The sequence below is a fragment of the Aquabacter spiritensis genome (genome assembly GCF_004346185.1).
Taxonomy (GTDB): domain Bacteria; phylum Pseudomonadota; class Alphaproteobacteria; order Rhizobiales; family Xanthobacteraceae; genus Aquabacter; species Aquabacter spiritensis.
Genome location: NZ_SMAI01000009.1, coordinates 95,238 through 113,152 on the forward strand (window position 1 = coordinate 95,238; position 17,915 = coordinate 113,152).

Genomic DNA, 17,915 nt, shown 5'->3' on the forward strand with positions numbered 1-17,915 from the left:
GCGACTCGCCCCAAGCGGCGCCGCGGGCTATAGACGAAAAGCAGGCGCCTCCGCCGCGTTTCCGCCCCGGTCGGCAGCCAGGATCGAAGGCGACGCCGGGACCCGCCGACCCGAGACGTTTCCGACCCCGAGCTTCTTCGACCCCGAGCTTCTTCGACCCGAGACCTGCGACCGTGAGCGAGCGCGAGACCCCCCCTCCCCGGCACCGGCTGCGCGATGCGTGGCTGGACGCCGACGCGCGCCTCGATTCCGCGCTCTACCGGCTCGGCACCTTCCTGCTGCGCGTGGCCTCGGCCTATTCCGCCTTCATGGAGCGCTTTTCGCTCTCCGGCTGGCGGCGCGTCCTGGTCGGCATGGGCTCGGAGGGCTTCACCCTCGGCACGTTCGGCGCCATCGCGCTGCTCGCGCTCGCTTTGCCCGCCTTCCGCGAGACCTCGGACGACTGGCTGAAGCGCACCGAGCTGGCCGTGACCTTCCTCGACCGCTACGGCAATGTGCTCGGCGAGCGCGGGGTGAAGCAGAACGACACCGTGCCGCTGGAGGATTTCCCCGATTATCTCCTGAAGGCCGTGCTCGCCACCGAGGACCGGCGCTTCTACGAGCATTTCGGCATCGACCTCGCCGGCACGCTGCGCGCCCTCGTCACCAATGCCCGCGCCGGCGGGGTGCGCCAGGGCGGCTCCTCGCTCTCCCAGCAGCTCGCCAAGAACCTGTTTCTGTCCAATGAGCGGACCATCGAGCGCAAGGTGAAGGAAGCCTTCCTCGCCCTGTGGCTGGAGAGCCGGCTCACCAAGAGCGAGATCCTGAAACTCTATCTCGACCGCGCCTATCTCGGCGGCGGCGCCTATGGGGTGGATGCGGCGGCGAAATATTATTTCGGCAAATCGGTGCGCGAGGTGAATCTCGCCGAGGCGGCGATGCTCGCCGGCCTGTTCAAGGCGCCGACCAAATTCGCCCCGCACATCAACCTGCCCGCCGCCCGCTCGCGCGCCTCGACCGTGCTCGACAATCTGGTCGAGGCCGGCTTCATGACCGAGGGCCAGGTGTTCGGCGCCCGCCGCGCCCCCGCCACCCCGATCGACCGGCGCGACATGGCGGTGCCGGACTATTTCCTCGATTATGCCTTCGGCGAGGTCCGCAAGCTGGTGGACGCGCTGCCGAAATCCGTCGGCGAGCGGATCTTCGTCGTGCGCACCGGGCTCGATCCCAACATCCAGAAGGTGGCGGAGGCGGCGCTCGACCAGTCGCTGCGGCAGTTCGGCAAGGATTACAATGCCAGCCAGGGCGCCATCGTCGTCATGGAGCCGAACGGCACGCTGCGCGCTCTGGTCGGCGGGCGCGATTATGGCGAGAGCCAGTTCAACCGCGCGACCGACGCGCTGCGCCAGCCCGGCTCCTCCTTCAAGCCCTTCGTCTATACCGTCGCTCTGATGAACGGCATGACGCCGACCACCATGGTCCAGGACGCGCCGATCTGCCTCGGCAATTGGTGCCCGCAGAATTACGGCCGCTCCTATAAGGGCTCGATCACCCTCACCACCGCGTTGCAGCATTCGCTGAACACCGTCGCGGTGCGCCTGTCCGAGCGGTTCGGGCGGCGCAAGATCATCGATCTCGCCCATAAGATGGGGATCAATTCGACCCTGACGCCGACCGCGCCTCTGCCGCTCGGCGCGGTGGAGGTGACCCTCGTCGACATGAGCACGGCCTATGCCGTCTTCGCCAATGGCGGGCGCAGCGTCTATCCCCACGCCGTCGTCGAGATGCGGGTCGCCAATGGCGAAGTGGTGTGGCGCTACGACCGCGACGCGCCGCAGCCGATCCAGATCATCCCGCCCGCCGTCGTCGACATGATCAATCCCATGCTGAACAATGTGGTGGAGAACGGCACCGGCCGGCGCGCCCGCTTGGTCGACGTCAAGGTCGGCGGCAAGACCGGCACCACCAACGCCTATCGCGACGCCTGGTTCATGGGCTTCACCGGCAATTATGTCGGCGGCGTCTGGTTCGGCAATGACGACTACACCTCCACCAACCGCATGACCGGCGGCTCGCTGCCGGCGATGACCTGGCAGAAGGTGATGGCCTATGCCCATCAGGGCATCGAGCCGAAATACATTCCCGGCGTCGGCAACCAGCCCGCCCCGAAGCTCGATCCGCCGCCGCCCCCCCTCGACGTGCCGGGGCTCGACGCGGCGACGCGGCCGATCACGCTCTCGCCGCGCGCCGCGGCGCGGCTCAAAGGCCTGGAGCAGCAGTTCCGCCAGGCGCCGGCCCTCGCCCCGCCGACCGGGCCGACCGCCGCCATCGCCGCCCCCGCCCAGGCCAATTGACCCCGCCGTGCGCCTGCTGCCGCTCGCCTTCACCCTCGCCGCCGCCGCCGCCCTCGGCCTTGCGGCGACCTATGCCGCGGTGACGCAGTCGCGCGGCCTCGACGTGGTCTCGGCCGGCGCCTGGCAGGGCTGGCCGCGCTCCGGCACCACCCAGGCCGATCCCTATGCGCGGGCCGGCTTCGCCCGCTCCGGCGAATTGCCGCTCGAACTCGCCGACGGGCTGATGTTCCTCGCCACCCATGACAGCGCCGGCGCGCCGCTGGACGGGCGCTGCGACCTGCGCATTTCCGGCCCGCTGCCGCAGGCCCGCGTCTGGACGCTCACTTTGATGGATGCGGAAGGCCGCCTCATCGCCAACGACGCCGAACGCTACGGCTTCACCAGCAACGAGGTGGTCTACCGCCAGGACGGGACGATCGACATCGTGCTCTCGCCCCGCGCCCGCGCCGGCAACTGGATCCCGACCGGCGCGCGCGGCCGGGTCAAGGTCGCGCTGCGGCTCTATGATGCGCCGTTCAGCTTCTCCTCCGATACCGGCGGCGGCGCCGACCTGCCGCGCATCGCGACGGAGCGCTGTCCATGAGCGCCGCGATCCCGCCATGGCTGGACCGTCTGTTCGTCGGCCGGCGCCGCGCCTTGCCGCGCACCGCCCGTCCGCCGGTCCTGATCCGCCTGCGGCGGGCGCTGGGGCGCCTGCCCGCGGCGGCGCCGGCGGCGGTCCTCCTGCCGCTGGCCACCATTCTGGTGCTGGCCGGGATCACCCATCTCGTCTCGGTGCTCGCCATGCCGACGCTCGCGGAGCGCAGCGCCTATCAGCGCCTGTCGGACATCGCCCGCCCCAACACGCTGACATTCCTTCCCGACGCGTCGCCGTCCGGCATGGTCCTGCCGATGACCGATCCCGCCTTCGTCAGCGCGGTATGTCTCTACGATCTCGGCGATCATCCGCTGCGGGTGCGGGTGCCGGCGACCGCGGATTATACCTCGGTGTCGTTCTATACCTCGCGCGGGGTGGCCTTTTATGCGCTGAGCGATCAGGCGGCGGGACGCGTCATCGAGCTCGATCTGCTGTCCCCCGCCCAGCGCGCGGCGCTGCCGGAGGACGAGGAGATCACCGCGGCGGACCGCCTCGTCGTCGAATCCCCGAGCCTGCGCGGGGTGGTGCTGGTGCGCGCTTATGCCCGCTACAACGACACGCGGCCGGCCATCCGGCGCCAGCTCGAAGCCGCGAGCTGCATGCCGTCCTGACCGCCGCGCGTCGGATCAGGGCAGGAAGCGGCGCGGCCGGTCCGGCGGCCGCGGCGCGGGCCGCCCGGGCGGAGACGCCGAAGCGTGCCGCTCGATCCGGACCACGGGAAGAATATAGATTTGCGCGCAGCTGCCGGCTGCCGCGCCGGATGCCGGTCCGGCGCCGGGCTTGGAAGACCGTTCCGCGGGAAATGCAACGACCGTGCCCATCACCCTCTCCTCGATGCGAGAGTCGTGCGACGACAACGCTGTTTGCCGCAAGAAGGTTTCCTCGATCTTAAGGGGCGCGGGGCCAGCTCCTGTCGATGTCGGGGGGAACGAGGTCGATGAAGGTCCGGCCCGCGCGGTCCTCGATCTCGACCAGCCAGAGATCGGGGTCGAAGCGCATCTCCTTCACCATGCGGGCCTCGCTGTCCGCCTCCGCGCTCTCGGGACCGACCAGGGGCCGGAAAAGCCGGTCCGCAGGGAACGACACGTCGAAATCGCTTTGGGAGGCCGGGCCATAGAGCGCGGCGCGCCCATCCAGCGTGCTGACCTTCACGAACACCGCGCCGGCCTCCTCCGCGCCGCGCCGGCGCACCGCCGCATAGGCGCCCGCACCATTGGCGGTGCGCACCAGGGCCGAAACGAAGATCGCGCTCTTGAGCCGCATCAGTCGAGCGGCGCGCCGGAGACGGCCGCGAGTTCGCGCACCAGCCGATCGGTGATCTCGCCGTTCGGAGGCAGGTTCCGGTCGCGCTCGAAGCGCTGGATGGCGAGACGGGTCTCGGTGCCGGGCTGACCGTCGAGGCGAAGCGGTCCATAGCCCAGCCGGGCCAGGGCCTTCTGGACCGACAGGATGCGCGCCGAAGCCTGCACGTCGCCGGGCGGGCGCACCGAGCCGGTGACGCTGGCATCGCCCGGGATGGCGGCCGGCGGAAGCATGGCGCGCGCCGCCGCCGCCGCGGGCGAAAGCGCCGGCTGCTGCGGGGGCGCGGACACGGCCTGCGTCGCGGCCGGCGGCGCCCCGGGAAGACCGGCGGGCGGATTGACGGCGGCAAGCGCCGGCGCCCGGCGCAACTGCGCCAGGACGGCCTCGGTGGGCTCGCCGGCGATGCGCAGGCGCGCCGCCTGTTCGAAGGCGCGGATCGCGGCCTCGGTGCGCGGGCCGCTCAGCCCGTCGATGACGCCGTCATAGAGGCCGCGCCGCGCCAGCTCGCGCTGGATGTCGGCGACCAGCGGGCTCGGACTCTTCTGGCCGAGCACCCCGGCGGGCGGCAGGGCGGCCGGCGGCATCAGCGCGTCCGGCGGGGTCGCGGCCGGCAAAACGGCGGGCGGCGGCACCGGTTTGGACGGCGGAGCCGACGCGGGCGGCGTCCCGCCGATCGCATTGGGCGCGAACACCATGGCCGGCAGGTTCGGCACCGGCGCGGCGACGGCCCGCGGCTTGGACTCGACCGAAATCGAGGTCGTCGCGCCGTCCGGCCGGCGGACGGTACCGGCCTGGAACACGAAGATGTTGATCAAAACGGCTGCGGCCGCCGCCAGGGCGACAGCGCCGGCAAAGGCGTCCGCGATGCGCATGACGGTGCGCCCGGCGGGGGACTCGACGGGCTCGTCGTGGACGACGAGCCGTCCGTCATAATCGTAGGTCATGCGCGCCTCCGGTCGGTTGCCCGCGCCCGGACGGTGCGACCGCCGGGGCGCTCGAACGGCGCCACGATCCCGACCGGCCCGCAGAGCGGGAAGGCGAGGCTGACCGTGGTGCCGACGCCGAGCACGCTCGACACGTCGAACCGGCCCTTGTGAAGATCGACCAGCCCGCGCACCACGGCGAGGCCGAGGCCGCTGCCGCTGCGCCGGTGGTCCATGTCGCCGGCCTGGAAGAACGGCTCGCCGATGCGCGCGAGATCGGCGCTCGCCATGCCGCAGCCGGTGTCCCGCACCCGAACCAGGAGCGCGCCGGCCGCGACCCCCGCGGACACGTCGACCCGCCCGCCCGCAGGGGTGAACTTGACCGCATTCGACAGCAGATTGAGCACGATCTGGCGCATCGCCCTCTGGTCCGCCGACAGGAAGGGCAGGATGGCCGGCATGCTGGAGGACAAGGTCACCGACCGGCGCTCCGCCTCGAGCGCCATCATTTCGAGGCACCCTGCGATCAGCGCGTTCATATCGAGATCCTCGCATGCGAGGTCGTAGGCGCCCGCCTCGACCCGCGAGAGATCGAGGATGTCGTTGACGAGGCCGAGCAGGTGCTGGCCGCTCTCATGAATGATGCGCGCATAGTCGGCGCGGCGCGCCGGATCCATCCGGCCGGCGGCATCCTCCTGAAGCAGTTCGGAAAAGCCGAGGATGGAATTGAGCGGGGTCCGCAATTCGTGGCTCATGGCGGCGAGGAAGCGGCTCTTGGCGTCGTTCGCCCGCTCGGCCTCCGCCTGGGCCGCCGCCGCCCGTTCGGCCTCCTCGCGCGCCGCGGTGACGTCGCGCCAGAATGCGCGGCCGAGCCCCTGCCCGGCATCCGCCACCCGGACCTCCATCCAGGCGAAGTCCGGCGCCGCGCCGGCGGGTTCGCTGCGCAGCCGCAATTCGACGCTGCGCTCGCGCTTGTCGCCGATCGCCGCGGCCAAAGCCGAGAGGAAAGCGGGCCGGTCCGCGACATGGATCCGCTCGAAAATTCCCGCACCGGCAAGCGCGTCGGCGGGCAGATCGGCGAACGCCGCCCGAGCGGCGAGGATGCGAACCGTCTCGCCACCGGATTTGTGCAAGGTCTCGAGCGCGAGGCCGGCATCCTGCCGTCCCGCCTCCATGCGCGCCGCGGCCCGCGCCAGACCGGCCGACACCGCGGCAAGGGCGCCGCAGACCAGGCCGCAGGCGATCAGCCAGCCGGCCTCCGGCACCGCGCCAGTCACCAGCCCTGCGCCCTCGGCGAGCAGAACGAGCCCGCCGGCTCCCGCCGAGAAGGCCCCGAGACCGCCCAGCGCCCGCGCGGCGACCCGCGCCAGCGGCGCGAGCTGGTCCGGCGGCGCGGCGCGCAGGCCGGGCCAGACGTCCGCTACGCGCCGCGCCGCGTCCCCGCTGGACGGCGGAACGGTCCCTGCGCCAATCGGTCCTGCGACCTGCACCTGCGATCCGGCGCGCTTGCGCGCCCTCCCTTCGAGCTCGACCGGAGCGTGCCACGGCAGGATTTAAGCGAACCCTAAGGACCGCGCGGAATGTCCCCCAAAAGGCGTCACCACACCGCGCGGCGATACAAATGCCAGGTGGCATGGCCAAGCACCGGCATCACCACGATCAGGCCGAGCAGAAGCGGCACCGCGCCGGCGGCGAGCAACGTGGCGACGAGCGCGCCCCAGGCCAGGATCGGTCCCGGATTGCCCCGCATCACCGCGATCGAGGTCGAGATCGCGGTCGACGCGTCGACATTGCGGTCGAGCAGCAACGGCACGGTCACGACGCCGATCGCCAGCGCCATCAGCGCAAAGCCGAAACCGACGGCGCCGCCGATCACGATCAGCGCCCAACCCGCCGGCGTGGTCAGGACCGCGGCGAGGAAGGCGGACGGCGTCTCCGGCGCCTGCCATCCCAGGGTCGCGCCATAGATCAAGGCGGCGGCGATCATCCAGAGCAGGAACACGCCGAGCAAAGCGACGCCGAACTTGACGATTTCGCCGATCGCCGGGGATCGGAACGCCTCGAAGGCATCGATCCAGGTCACCTGCCCCCCCTGTTCGCGCCGCCGGCTCATCTCGTACAGGCCGGTGGCGGCCAGCGGCCCGATCAGGGCGAAGCCGGCGACCAGCGGGAACACCAGCGGCAGCATGTCGTAGCCGAGCATCACCCGGGCGAGCAGCAGGCCCGCCAGAGGATAGACGATGCCGATGAACAGGAGATCGGTCCGGTAGGAGCGGAAATCCTGGAAGCCGAGCGCGAGACAGTCCCGCAGGTCGGCGAAGGAGAGGCGCCGGACCAGCGGCCGCGCGCCGTCGAAAGCGGCCGGCGGCCGCGCGAAGCTGCGCCCCGCCGCGCCGGCGGCGCGCAGGCCGATCCGCGCCTGATCGTAGGTCCATTCGACCGGATTTTTGATCGTCATCTTCGTTCTCCCGAACCGTCCGTCCGGAAGCCGCGGTCCTCGAGACCCAAGCGATGTCTGCAACCGACGCCTCAGGGGCCCGCCGCAACTCTCCGCTTTGGAGAGCTTACGCCCATAGACGGGGGAAGGACAGGCCGCGCCGCCCGCGCGCCCCACAGCCGGAGCGCCAAAGTCACGAGCGACCCCAGGACGATGACGAAAGAGACCGCGATATGTCGCGAATAATTGAAGCCCACCAGATAGGGCGCGGCATAGGCCATGTTGGCGAGCAGCATGAGGCCGAGGATCACCCGGTCGGCGCGGCTGCCCGTCACCAGGACCAGGACGCCGCACACCACCAGCGCCAGCGTGGCGACCCGCCCGGCCACCAGGCCGGCGGAGATCAGGATCATTTCGGTGCGGCTGTTGTCGGTGGCGCGCTGGGCATCGGCATTGAAGCTGTAGGGGCTCTTTTCCACGCTGAGGAAGAAATTGACCGCCTTGCGCCAGAGGAAGCCGGCGGCGGCGGTCGGATTGTCGGCGATCCAGCCGAGCGCCGCCGCGCGGAAATGGTCGCTCCACGCCCATTCGTCCGCAAACGACCAGGGCTTCGGCTGGAGCGGCACGGCGAAGTGCCGGCCGTCGCGGGTGACGACCTCGGTGGCGTCGAAGATCTGGTCGAGATTGACGTCGGGATAGATTTCGGCGCCGAGCGCACTGTTGCCGCGATAAAGGCTCTCGGCATCATAGCTCGTCATCAGCGTCAGCCGTCCGCCGCCGGCATTGTGCGCGGCCCACAGGCCGAGCAGCCCCAGCCCGGCGAGCGCCATCGCGCCCGACCGCCCGACCGCACGCCAGGAAAACCGCGCCCGCACCGCCACCGCCACGAAGATCCCAAAACTGAGGGCGAGGATCAGCACCATCGAGGCCTTGGTGAAGAAGGCCAGCAGCGCGTTCAGCAGCAGGATCGCGAGCGCGATGTCGGTCCGCCGCCCCTCGCTTGGCGCGAACAGGAGGCAGGACACGACCGAAAAGGCGACGCTCCAGACCAGCAGGATCTCGAGCAGGATCGCTTCCTCATAGGTCAGCTCATAGGCGTGCTTCACCGTCGGGTAGCTGGCGAACAAAACGGTCAGCGCCGCCGCCCAGAGCAGAGCGGCCGCCGGATAGAGCCGCGCCTGCATGCGGATCAGGAAAAAACACAGCGTTCCGCTATACGCCGACATGATCAGGCTTTTGATGATGCCGATATGGGCTTGATCGGTCCCGAACAGCGCTATTCCGGCATAGATCAGCGGCAGAAGCGGCATGCGCGAGGAGACCTGACACCGGCCCTCGTAGCAGGAGAAGAACCGCCCGGTCTCGACCAGATTCTGGATGTAGGGGCCGAACCCGTATTTGAGGTCGAAGATCGATCCTTCGCCCCGGAACAGCACGAAAAGCGCCAGAAGCTTGGCCGCGCAGAACCCTGCGAACAGGGCGACGATATAAGCAAGAACAAGGGTTTGGGAGGGACGGAACGCGGGCATCGGCTTCCCCTGGCGCCGCCCGCGTCGCGCGAATCCGGCCCGTCCGGATCAAACCAAGCCGCGCGCGCCAAGGGAAGAGGTGAGCTTGGAGGCGGCAGGGCCAAAACCGCGCGGTCCCCGCATTTCCAAGGACTTGCGCCTATTGCGCGGGGCCCAGCGTGTCCGCCATGGTCGCCCCCCGCCGGCCCATGGGGCGCGGCGGGCCGGTCGTGGTGTCGAGGGCGGTCTGGTGCTCGATCTCGGCGTTCAGCTCCGCCCCGAACAGGATCACCGTGACCGACAGCCAGATCCAGGTCATGAAGCCCATAACGGCGCCGAGCGAGCCGTAAGTTTCGTTATACGACCCGAAATTGGCGACATACCAGGAAAACGCCGCCGAGACGGCGAGCCAGAGCAGCGCCGCGACGACGCTTCCAAGGCTCACCCAGCGCCAGCGCGCCCGCACCCGGCACGGCCCATAGCGATAGATGACGGTGATCGCAAAGCCGATCGCCAGCGCCAGCAAAGGCCAGCGAACGTTCGATACCAGCCATTCCGTGCCTGTTTCGAGCGAGATCAACCGCGTCGCGACGGGCAAAGCGACGACGCTGGCGAGCGCGAGGATAGCAAAAAGGATACCGGCCACTGTAAAGATGAGCGATACCGCCGTCCGCATCAAGAAAGACCGCCGCTCCTCTTCTTCATACGCGATATTCAGGGCCTCGATCATCGCTTTTGTCCCGGCGTTTGCGCTCCAGAGCGCGGTGCCGAGACCCACCGCGAAGCCGAAGCCGAGCGTAGATCCCCCGGTCGCGACGATCCGCGTCGTCTGCTCCCGCAAGACTTCGATCGCCCCACCCGGAAGCACCCAGCTCGCCGCGTCGAGCTGCTGCTGGACGTGTGAGGGGTCAAAGAAGAGGCCGTAGAGCGAGATGAAGGCACCGAGCGCCGGAAACACCGCGAGCAGCGTGTAGAAGGTGACGCCGGCGGAGAGGCCGAGCACGCGATCGGAGAAGAACTCTTTGAAAGTGCGGACCAAAATATCCCGCCACCCGCGCCGCGGGATGCCGAGGGGGCTGGTGGCGGTGCGCCCGCGCCCGGGCTCCCGCGCCGCTCGGGGCGCGCCCCGCAGGCCTGGTGTCTCAAGAGGATCCTGCGCGCCGCGGGCGACGAGAACCGCCACGATGCCGCCCAAGAACATCCCGCTCCAGACCACCCGTGCCGCGCTGCCCCAGCCTGCCATGCCAGCCTCCGTACGCCGGCAATGGACCATTTCGCGCAGAGGCGCGCTCAAATCGGCCCGTGATGGATCACGCCCGTCTGCTCCGGCTCAAGCTCAACCCGGAGCCGGCGCCAAAGTTTCACCGGTTTTTCCCTTTCTGCCTCACACCCGCACGGCGAACGGGTCCCGGGCCTCGTCGGAGAAGTCGATCATCACGTTCTTCGTGCGCACGAATTCATAGAGGCCCGCCTCCCCGCGCTCGCGCCCGTAGCCGCTCTCCTTCACCCCGCCGAACGGGGTCTGTGCGGCGGAGGCGCGATAGGTGTTCACCCAGACCATGCCGGACCGGATGGCGCGCGAAACGCGCAAAGCGCGGTTGAGATCGCGGGTCCAGATGCCGGAGGCGAGGCCGTAGCGGGTGTCGTTGCCGATCGCCACCGCCTCCTCCTCCTCGTCGAACGGAATGATCGAGAGGACCGGGCCGAACACCTCCTCCTGTGCGATCCGCATGTCGTTTCGAACATCGGCGAAGATGGTCGGCTTCACGAATAGGCCGTCGGCGAGATCACCCTCGCGCGCCGCCTCGCCGCCCGCGACCAACGACGCACCGTCCGCTTTCGCCGCCGCGATGAAGCCGAGGATCATGTCGAACTGCGGCTGGTTGGCGGCGGTGCCCATTTCGGTCGCCATGTCGAGCGGATTGCCGAGCCGGATCTGGCCGGCACGCGCGGCGAGACGCTCGACCATCTCCCGATAGACCGGCCGCTGCACCAGCAGCCGCGAGCCGGCGATGCAGGTCTGGCCGGTGGCGGCGAAGATCCCGGCGAGCGCACCGACAACCGCTTTGTCGAGATCGGCATCCGCAAACACCATGTTCGGCGATTTTCCGCCCAGTTCCATGATGACCGGCACCAGATTTCGGCCCGCCGCCGCGGCGATCTTCCGCCCGGTATGGCCGGAGCCGGTGAACGAAATCTTGTCGATCCCACCGCCCTCCACCAGCGCCGCCCCGGTGCGTCCGTCGCCCGTCACCACATTGAACACGCCGGGCGGAAACCCGGCCTGCTCCACCAGGCTGGCAAATTCCAGCGTCGTGACGGACGCGTGCTCGGAGGGTTTCACCACGACACAATTGCCCGCCGCGAGCGCCGCCGGCAGCTTGTTCGCCAGCAAAGCCATGGGCGAATTCCAGGCCGTGATCAGACCGACCACGCCGAGCGGCTCGTAGCTCGCATAATCGAACACGTTCCTCTGATCGAGCGGGATGACCTGACCGAAAATCTTGTCCGCGAAGCCGGCATAAAAACGATAGATCCGTGCCGAGAACGGCATCTGGCTTCGGGTCTCGCGGATCACTTTGCCGTTGTCGGTGCTCTCGAGACGTCCGAAGCGCTCCGCATTCTCTTCCAGAAGCTCCGCGAGGCGCAGCAGCAGGCGCCCGCGCTCCAGCCCGCTGACATGGCGCCAGGTGGTCTCGAAGCAGCGCCGGGCGGCGGCCACGGCCGCCGCGACGTCGCTCGGACCCGCCTGCGCGATCAGCGCCCAGGGCTGCCGGTTATAAGGATTGTAGGTCGGAAAGGTCTCGCCCGCCTCCGGCGTGACCCACCGTCCATCGATATAGAGCTGGTAAGTCTTGAGATTTCCCGGCGCGTTCATCCCTGCCTCCGTGACGCCTAGAACACGTTCGATCGAATTGCATCGCAGTCCGATCGAAAAACGTTCTCTGTCGATTGGTTGGAGGCCTGTTCACCGATCGGATCGGCTCGACCTGATCGGATCTGGCTCTCCTGTGACGCATGTTGGAGCCCGCCGTGGTCGCCCGCGGCGGCAATCGGCGCGACGCTAGAAGCAGCGCGCGCATGAAAGAAATACCGATTTCGCCTTGGGCGATGCCGACGGCGCATACTGACGCCGGGGGCGCCGACTATCCAATTTACGCATACTCGAGCCGCTAACGTGATTGTCGTGAGATAATGGCGCCCCCTATGTTGGTCGCCGTACAGGCTTATCATGCTGGCAATGCCGCTCGAACCGAACAGATGGCGGCCAGCCACCAACGAGGACACCGGGAGATGGGATCGCCAAGGCAGGATGCGCCGGATGCGGAATTCGATTTTGTCATCGTGGGGGCCGGGTCGGCGGGCTGCGTGCTCGCCAACAGATTGTCGGCCGACGGCACGCATCGGGTGCTCTTGATCGAGGCCGGCGGCAAGGACCGCTCGATCAATATTCACGTGCCCTTGATGGTGGTGAATCTCCTCAAGGACGAGCGCTTCACCTGGCCGTTCATGACCGAGAAGCAGGTGCATCTGAATGGCCGCGAACAGCTCTGGACGCGCGGCAGGGTGCTCGGCGGCTCCTCCTCGATCAACGGCAACGTCTATGTCCGCGGCGACCCGGCCGAGTTCGATTCCTGGAACTGCCCCGGCTGGTCCTGGGACGAGATGCTGCCCTATTTCAAGAAGATGGAGACCTTTGCCGACGGCGATCCGCGCACCCGCGGCAAAGACGGGCCGATTTCCGTCACCCAGTTGAAGCGCTTCGACAAGCTGGCGGACGCCTATCTCGACGCCAATCGCGAGGCGGGGTTCGAGCTGGTCGACGATTACAATGACGGCCATTACGAGGGCGCGTCCTACCTGCAATATTCCACCCGCCGCGGTTTCCGCTGCTCCTCCTCGGTCGGCTATCTCCGCCCGGCGCGCAATCGCCCGAATTTGACCGTCTGGACCGATACGCTGGTCTCGCGCGTCCTGTTCGAAGGCAAGCGGGCGAGCGGCGTGGAATGCCGGCGCGAGGGACGTATGATGCGCGTCGCGGCGCGGCGTGAGGTGATCCTCTCGGCGGGACCGATCCAGTCACCGAAGATTTTGGAACTCTCCGGAGTTGGACAGCCCGATCTTCTCGGATCGCTCGGCATCCCATTGGTTCATGCCCTGCCCGGCGTCGGCGAAAACATGTCGGACCATCCGAACGTGCGCCTGACCTTCGAGTGCGCCCGGCCGATCACCATCAACGACGTGCTGCAGCGCCCGACCTCGAAGCTGCGCGAGGGCATCCGCTATATTCTGTTCGGCAAGGGCCTGCTGTCGATCTGCTCCGCCACCGCCCACACCGTGATGCGCAGCCATCCCAGAGAGAACCAGCCGGATCTGAAGCTTCAGCTCCAGCCGTTCTCCGGCAAGGACCGCTACGCCCGGCGGCCGAAAGACGGGCTCGACCCCTATTCCGGCTTCACCATCGGCATCATGGCGCTGCGCCCCCGCTCGCGCGGCTATGTTCATGCCGCATCGAGCGATCCCGCGGTACATCCTAAGATCGATCCGAACTATCTGGCGGTGGAGGACGACGCCCGCGTGCTGATGGCCGGCATCCATGCCGTGCGCCGGCTGGCCGAGGCCCCCTCGCTGAAGCGGCTGATCGTGCGCGAAACCCGCCCCGGGCCGGAGGTTCGGACCGAGGCGCAGATCATCGATTATATCCGCGCCACGGCGCAGACCACCTGGCATGTGGTCGGCAGTTGCCGGATGGGGCTCGATGCCGAAGCGGTGGTCGATCCCGAACTCCGGGTGCGGGGCGTGGACGGGCTGCGGGTGGTGGATTCCTCCTGCTTTCCCACCATTCCCTCCTCGAACACGAACGCGCCCACCATCGCGCTCGGAGAGAAGGGCGCGGATCTCATTCTGCGCTCGTGGCAGAAAGTCCTCGCCTTGAGCAAGGCCGCGTGAGAGCCCCGCTTGTCATGATCGAACGCATCGAAGTCCTCGTCACCGAACTGCCGATCCGCCTGAAGCGCGTATTCTCCTCGGGCAGCTACGATACCGGCCCTCCGAAGCAATTGCTCGGCAAACCGGTCTTCGTGAAGATCTTCGCGGAGGGCGTGGTCGGCTGCGCCCAGATCCGCCCCATCAGCCCGGGCCATTTCGTCGCCGACACCACCCACTCGGTGGTCGCGGCGATCACCGAGATCCTCGGGCCGAACCTGATCGGCCGCTCGATCTTCGACATCGAAGCGATCACCGAAATGTTCGATCTGCGCCTCGCCGCCAATCCGGCGGCGCGGGCGGTGCTGGACATCGCGCTGCACGACGCCATGGGCAAGGCGCTCGGCGTGCCGGTCCACAAGCTGATCGGCGGCTGCAGTCAAAGCGTCATTCCGCTGGAATGGTCGGTGAGCCTCGCCGACGACGTCGCCGTGATGATCGCGGAGGCGCGGCGGGCGGTCGAGGAATTCGGCATCAAGGTGCTGTGCATCAAGGCCGCCGGCAAAGGTGGCTGGAAACAGGACGTGCGGAATTTCGAGGCGGTGCGCAACGCCTTCGGCCCCGACATCGTGATCGGCGTCGACCCCAATACCGGCTGGAGCGTCCCGGACACGATCGCCGCTCTGAATGCCATGCGCCCGTTCGACGTCGGTTATCTCGAGCAGCCCATCGGACGGCGCGACCTGGATGGGCTGGCGGAGATCCGCCGCGCGGCGGCCGGCATTCCCTTGATGGCCGACGAGAGCCTGTTCACGGTGGAGGACGCCGTCGACCTCGTGCGGCACCGTGCGGTCGACGTCTTCTGTATCAAGCTCTACAAAGTCGGCGGCCTGTCGGCGGCGCGCCGCATCGCCGCGGTCGCGAAAGGCGCCAACATCCTGCTCAATTGCGGCGGCCTCGCCACGGTGTCGAATTTCGAGGCGGCCGCGGCGGCGCATTTCTGCGCGACCATTCCGGTGCGCCAGACCTTCGGCGCCGCCGAATTCGTGTTCGGCCTCGGCCCGCTCGGGCGCGACCCGCTGGTGGCCGACACCCCGCTCGTGATCGCCGACGGCGCCGTCGCCGTCCCGACCGGCCCCGGCCTCGGCCTCACTCTGGACGAGGCCGCCTTAGACCGCATGACCCTTCAGAAGACCGTCGTCACGCGCTGAAGCCGACACGGGTTCGGGCGCCGCTTGGGCCGGCGCCCGCCCCGCCGATCGTCAGGCCTTGCCGCGTTCCCAGCGGAGCGTGGCCTCGGCGACCCGCCGGCCGAGATAAGCAGCCGTGCGGCGGTCGGCTTCGGGCGGCCCCATATCCGGCCCCTGGTCGATGTTCGACTGGGCGAAGGCGCCGCCGAAGCCGCCGAGCCGGTTGAGGTCGTTCACCGAACCGGCGGAATTGTTGTTCCCGGGATGCAGGCCGAGACCGACCCACACCATGCCGTGCTGCTGCGACAGGTTGTAGAGCGCGTGCAGGCCCTGGAGCTTGTCGCCGTTCTGCGAACCCGAATTGACGAAGCCGGACGCGATCTTGTCCTTCCACTTCAGTTCCATCCAGCGCTTCGAGGTCTTTTCGGCGAAGCCCCAGAAGCCGGCCGAGATCGAACCCATATAGATGGGCGCGCCGAAGATGATCGCGGCGGCACCGTCGAGCACCTCCCAGGCCGCGTCCGCCTCGTCCACCGAGATCAAGGTGCCTTCCACCTCGGGGATTTCGGCGACGCCCGAGAGGACGGCCTCGGCCTGCACCTTGGTGTGGCCGTAACCGGAATGATAGACGATGGCGATGACGGGCTTGGTCATGGCGGCTCTCCTTTTCCAGGAGGGTAGTGGCATGCACGTGCGCCCCGGGCCAGCGGCGGTTCTGCAAGCCTGCAGTGCATTCCCGCAAAGGCACGACGGTCCCGGCTTAACCGGCCGGCAAGAGCTTGCCGCTATCGTCGCGCTATGCAGACCCGTTCGCGCCTTCGCTCCATCCTCAGTGCTCTGACGCTCTATGCCGTCGCCGCGGGCGTCATCGGCTATTTTGCCCACCATGCTTATAGCGGGGACCACGGGCTGCGCGCCAAACGCAGCTTTCTCCAGGAGATGGCGGAACTCGAAGCGGAACTGGCGAAACTGCGCGCGGTCCGCACCGCGATCGAACACAAAGTGTCGCTTCTCGACGCCCGGCGTCTCGATCCGGACCTGCTCGACGAAGAGGGGCGGCGGCAACTCGATTTCGTTCACGCGAAGGACCTGGTTCTTCTCAAGCCGGCTCAATGAACCGACATCAGGTTTATGGGTTCGATGAACTGATTTGAAGTTCATTCCTTGCTTTTCAAGCGTTTACAACGTTTTGCAGTGCAGCAGAGCGCAAATCGCGCTTTGAGCCGGTGTCGAGGTGCGCTACAGGTTTCGCGGTTCGAGCGTTTCCGAGGGACGACGATGGCTAGCAAACGACCCGCCGCCAAGGCGGCCGCCCGTGCGGAACCCGGCGAGGTACCGGCCTTCACCAAGGAGCAGGAGCTCGAAGCGTATCGCGAGATGCTTCTGATCCGGCGCTTCGAAGAGAAGGCCGGCCAGATGTACGGCATGGGACTGATCGGCGGCTTCTGCCACCTCTATATCGGCCAGGAAGCCGTCGTTGTCGGCATGCAACTGGCGATGAAGCCCGGCGACCAGGTGATCACCGGCTATCGCGACCACGGCCACATGCTCGCCACCGGGATGGAGGCGAAAGGCGTCATGGCCGAGCTGACCGGCCGGCGCGGCGGCTATTCCAAGGGCAAAGGCGGCTCGATGCACATGTTCAGCATCGAGAAGCAGTTCTTCGGCGGCCACGGCATCGTCGGGGCGCAGGTCTCGCTCGGCACCGGTCTCGCCTTCGCCAACCATTACCGCGACAGCGGCGCGGTTTCGGTGACCTATTTCGGCGACGGCGCGGCGAATCAGGGCCAAGTCTATGAGAGCTTCAACATGGCGGAGCTGTGGAAGCTGCCCGTCGTGTACGTCATCGAGAACAACAAATATGCGATGGGCACCGCGGTCACCCGCGCCTCGGCCCAGACCGACTTCTCCAAGCGCGGCGCCTCGTTCAACATTCCCGGCGAACAGGTCGACGGCATGGACGTGCGCGCCGTGAAGGCGGCGGGCGAGCGGGCGCTCGCCTTCGCCCGCGAGGGCAACGGTCCGTATATCCTGGAAATGCAGACCTACCGCTATCGCGGCCACTCCATGTCGGACCCGGCGAAATACCGGTCGAAGGAGGAGGTCCAGAAGATGCGGACCGAGCACGACCCGATCGAGCAGGTGCGCACCCGCCTCCTGGACGGCCAACTGGCCTCCGAAGAGGAATTGAAGAAGATCGACGCGCAGATCCGCGACATCGTCAACGAGGCGGCGGATTTTGCCAGCCACGATCCCGAGCCCGACGCCGCGGAGCTCTATACCGACATCTTGCGCTGACCGGCCCCGGATCGCACGGGAACACGCCATGGCGATGGTGGCCTTGAGCTTCGTCCTCCTCTCCATCCTCGGCATCGCCGGGAGCTGGGGCGTCGCGGTCTATGAGGGCACGCTGGCGGAGGAGGCCGCCGGTCCGGTGAGTCTCGCCCGGCGTGCGCAGATCATCATCTGGCCGTTCGCCGCGCGGAGCGGCGCCGATCCGAAGAATGTCCATGGCCGGCGCGCCGGCAAGGCCCAGATCGTCCTCATCGCCTCGGTCATGGTCGCGGTCGCCGCGGCCTCCGCTTACACCAATCTCACCTATGTGCGCCCCGGCAAGGCCGCTTCGGCGGTCGTTGCGGCGCCGAGCCAGAGCTGAAAG

Annotated in this window: 16 protein-coding genes; 8 read left to right on the top strand and 8 right to left on the bottom strand. The window is 68.1% G+C overall.

Translation table 11 applies throughout. From position 1 onward, the window contains the following. Positions 1-173: 173 nt before the first annotated feature. The 3 genes from EDC64_RS14570 to EDC64_RS14580 are packed head-to-tail and all read left to right on the top strand — an operon-like array spanning position 174 to position 3,581. Complete coding sequence (locus tag EDC64_RS14570) at positions 174-2,333, top strand: transglycosylase domain-containing protein (protein WP_132032594.1); 2,160 nt, start codon at positions 174-176, stop codon at positions 2,331-2,333. A gap of 7 nt (positions 2,334-2,340) precedes the next feature. Continuing rightward, positions 2,341-2,916, top strand: coding sequence for a DUF1214 domain-containing protein (locus tag EDC64_RS14575; protein WP_132032596.1), 576 nt, complete (start codon positions 2,341-2,343; stop codon positions 2,914-2,916). After that, entirely contained in the window at positions 2,913-3,581 is a 669-nt protein-coding gene (locus tag EDC64_RS14580; protein WP_132032598.1) for a DUF1254 domain-containing protein, read from the top strand. Before EDC64_RS14575 ends, EDC64_RS14580 begins: the two co-directional genes overlap by 4 nt. A 277-nt stretch (positions 3,582-3,858) precedes the next feature. Here the strand turns inward: EDC64_RS14580 and EDC64_RS14585 are convergent, their stop codons facing one another. The 7 genes from EDC64_RS14585 to EDC64_RS14620 all read right to left on the bottom strand — a co-directional run bounded on the left by EDC64_RS14585 (position 3,859) and on the right by EDC64_RS14620 (position 12,018). Next, on the bottom strand, positions 3,859-4,233 hold the full coding sequence (locus tag EDC64_RS14585; protein WP_132032600.1) for a DUF1491 family protein: 375 nt from the start codon (positions 4,231-4,233) through the stop codon (positions 3,859-3,861). Continuing rightward, on the bottom strand, positions 4,233-5,216 hold the full coding sequence (locus tag EDC64_RS14590; protein WP_132032602.1) for a peptidoglycan-binding domain-containing protein: 984 nt from the start codon (positions 5,214-5,216) through the stop codon (positions 4,233-4,235). The genes EDC64_RS14585 and EDC64_RS14590 overlap by 1 nt, the downstream gene beginning before the upstream one ends. Continuing rightward, entirely contained in the window at positions 5,213-6,685 is a 1,473-nt protein-coding gene (locus EDC64_RS14595; RefSeq protein WP_132032604.1) for a sensor histidine kinase, read from the bottom strand. The genes EDC64_RS14590 and EDC64_RS14595 overlap by 4 nt, the downstream gene beginning before the upstream one ends. Positions 6,686-6,792: 107 nt before the next feature. Beyond that, positions 6,793-7,653, bottom strand: coding sequence for a DUF2189 domain-containing protein (locus tag EDC64_RS14600; RefSeq protein ID WP_132032606.1), 861 nt, complete (start codon positions 7,651-7,653; stop codon positions 6,793-6,795). Between the two features lie 71 nt (positions 7,654-7,724). Then, the gene (locus EDC64_RS14605) at positions 7,725-9,161 is read right to left on the bottom strand and encodes a hypothetical protein (RefSeq protein ID WP_132032608.1); all 1,437 of its coding nucleotides are present in this window, start codon (positions 9,159-9,161) and stop codon (positions 7,725-7,727) included. Between the two features lie 139 nt (positions 9,162-9,300). Next, positions 9,301-10,383: a YihY/virulence factor BrkB family protein gene (locus EDC64_RS14610; protein ID WP_245504715.1), complete on the bottom strand. Its 1,083-nt coding sequence runs from the start codon at positions 10,381-10,383 to the stop codon at positions 9,301-9,303. A 141-nt stretch (positions 10,384-10,524) separates the two neighbouring features. Next, positions 10,525-12,018, bottom strand: a complete 1,494-nt coding sequence (locus EDC64_RS14620; protein WP_132032610.1) for an aldehyde dehydrogenase — start codon at positions 12,016-12,018, stop codon at positions 10,525-10,527. A gap of 416 nt (positions 12,019-12,434) precedes the next feature. Between EDC64_RS14620 and EDC64_RS14625 the strand changes: the two genes are divergently transcribed. Beyond that, complete coding sequence (locus EDC64_RS14625) at positions 12,435-14,090, top strand: GMC family oxidoreductase (RefSeq protein ID WP_132032612.1); 1,656 nt, start codon at positions 12,435-12,437, stop codon at positions 14,088-14,090. A 14-nt stretch (positions 14,091-14,104) separates the two neighbouring features. Continuing rightward, positions 14,105-15,277 carry a mandelate racemase/muconate lactonizing enzyme family protein gene (locus EDC64_RS14630; protein WP_132032614.1) on the top strand — a complete coding sequence of 391 codons (1,173 nt, stop codon included), beginning with the start codon at positions 14,105-14,107 and terminating at the stop codon, positions 15,275-15,277. Between the two features lie 51 nt (positions 15,278-15,328). Here the strand turns inward: EDC64_RS14630 and EDC64_RS14635 are convergent, their stop codons facing one another. Beyond that, positions 15,329-15,910, bottom strand: coding sequence for a flavodoxin family protein (locus tag EDC64_RS14635; protein WP_132032616.1), 582 nt, complete (start codon positions 15,908-15,910; stop codon positions 15,329-15,331). Positions 15,911-16,054: 144 nt separating this feature from the next. Between EDC64_RS14635 and EDC64_RS14640 the strand changes: the two genes are divergently transcribed. The 3 genes from EDC64_RS14640 to EDC64_RS14650 all read left to right on the top strand — a co-directional run bounded on the left by EDC64_RS14640 (position 16,055) and on the right by EDC64_RS14650 (position 17,912). Then, on the top strand, positions 16,055-16,372 hold the full coding sequence (locus EDC64_RS14640) for an FtsB family cell division protein (RefSeq protein WP_132032618.1): 318 nt from the start codon (positions 16,055-16,057) through the stop codon (positions 16,370-16,372). 162 nt (positions 16,373-16,534) lie between these two features. Further along, positions 16,535-17,554 carry a pyruvate dehydrogenase (acetyl-transferring) E1 component subunit alpha gene (gene pdhA, locus EDC64_RS14645; protein ID WP_132032620.1) on the top strand — a complete coding sequence of 340 codons (1,020 nt, stop codon included), beginning with the start codon at positions 16,535-16,537 and terminating at the stop codon, positions 17,552-17,554. A 28-nt stretch (positions 17,555-17,582) separates the two neighbouring features. Next, complete coding sequence (locus EDC64_RS14650; RefSeq protein ID WP_132032622.1) at positions 17,583-17,912, top strand: hypothetical protein; 330 nt, start codon at positions 17,583-17,585, stop codon at positions 17,910-17,912. Positions 17,913-17,915: the final 3 nt, after the last annotated feature.

Excerpts from the sequence above, each read along its gene's own strand:
- EDC64_RS14635 (WP_132032616.1), bottom strand. The coding sequence starts at position 15,910 with ATGACCAAGCCCGTCATCGCCATCGTCTATCATTCCGGTTACGGCCAC.
- EDC64_RS14600 (WP_132032606.1), bottom strand. The coding sequence starts at position 7,653 with ATGACGATCAAAAATCCGGTCGAATGGACCTACGATCAGGCGCGGATC.
- EDC64_RS14630 (WP_132032614.1), top strand. The coding sequence starts at position 14,105 with ATGATCGAACGCATCGAAGTCCTCGTCACCGAACTGCCGATCCGCCTG.
- EDC64_RS14650 (WP_132032622.1), top strand. The coding sequence starts at position 17,583 with ATGGCGATGGTGGCCTTGAGCTTCGTCCTCCTCTCCATCCTCGGCATC.
- EDC64_RS14620 (WP_132032610.1), bottom strand. The coding sequence starts at position 12,018 with ATGAACGCGCCGGGAAATCTCAAGACTTACCAGCTCTATATCGATGGA.
- EDC64_RS14640 (WP_132032618.1), top strand. The coding sequence starts at position 16,055 with ATGCAGACCCGTTCGCGCCTTCGCTCCATCCTCAGTGCTCTGACGCTC.
- EDC64_RS14585 (WP_132032600.1), bottom strand. The coding sequence starts at position 4,233 with ATGCGGCTCAAGAGCGCGATCTTCGTTTCGGCCCTGGTGCGCACCGCC.
- EDC64_RS14605 (WP_132032608.1), bottom strand. The coding sequence starts at position 9,161 with ATGCCCGCGTTCCGTCCCTCCCAAACCCTTGTTCTTGCTTATATCGTC.
- EDC64_RS14580 (WP_132032598.1), top strand. The coding sequence starts at position 2,913 with ATGAGCGCCGCGATCCCGCCATGGCTGGACCGTCTGTTCGTCGGCCGG.
- EDC64_RS14625 (WP_132032612.1), top strand. The coding sequence starts at position 12,435 with ATGGGATCGCCAAGGCAGGATGCGCCGGATGCGGAATTCGATTTTGTC.
- pdhA (WP_132032620.1), top strand. The coding sequence starts at position 16,535 with ATGGCTAGCAAACGACCCGCCGCCAAGGCGGCCGCCCGTGCGGAACCC.
- EDC64_RS14590 (WP_132032602.1), bottom strand. The coding sequence starts at position 5,216 with ATGACCTACGATTATGACGGACGGCTCGTCGTCCACGACGAGCCCGTC.
- EDC64_RS14610 (WP_245504715.1), bottom strand. The coding sequence starts at position 10,383 with ATGGCAGGCTGGGGCAGCGCGGCACGGGTGGTCTGGAGCGGGATGTTC.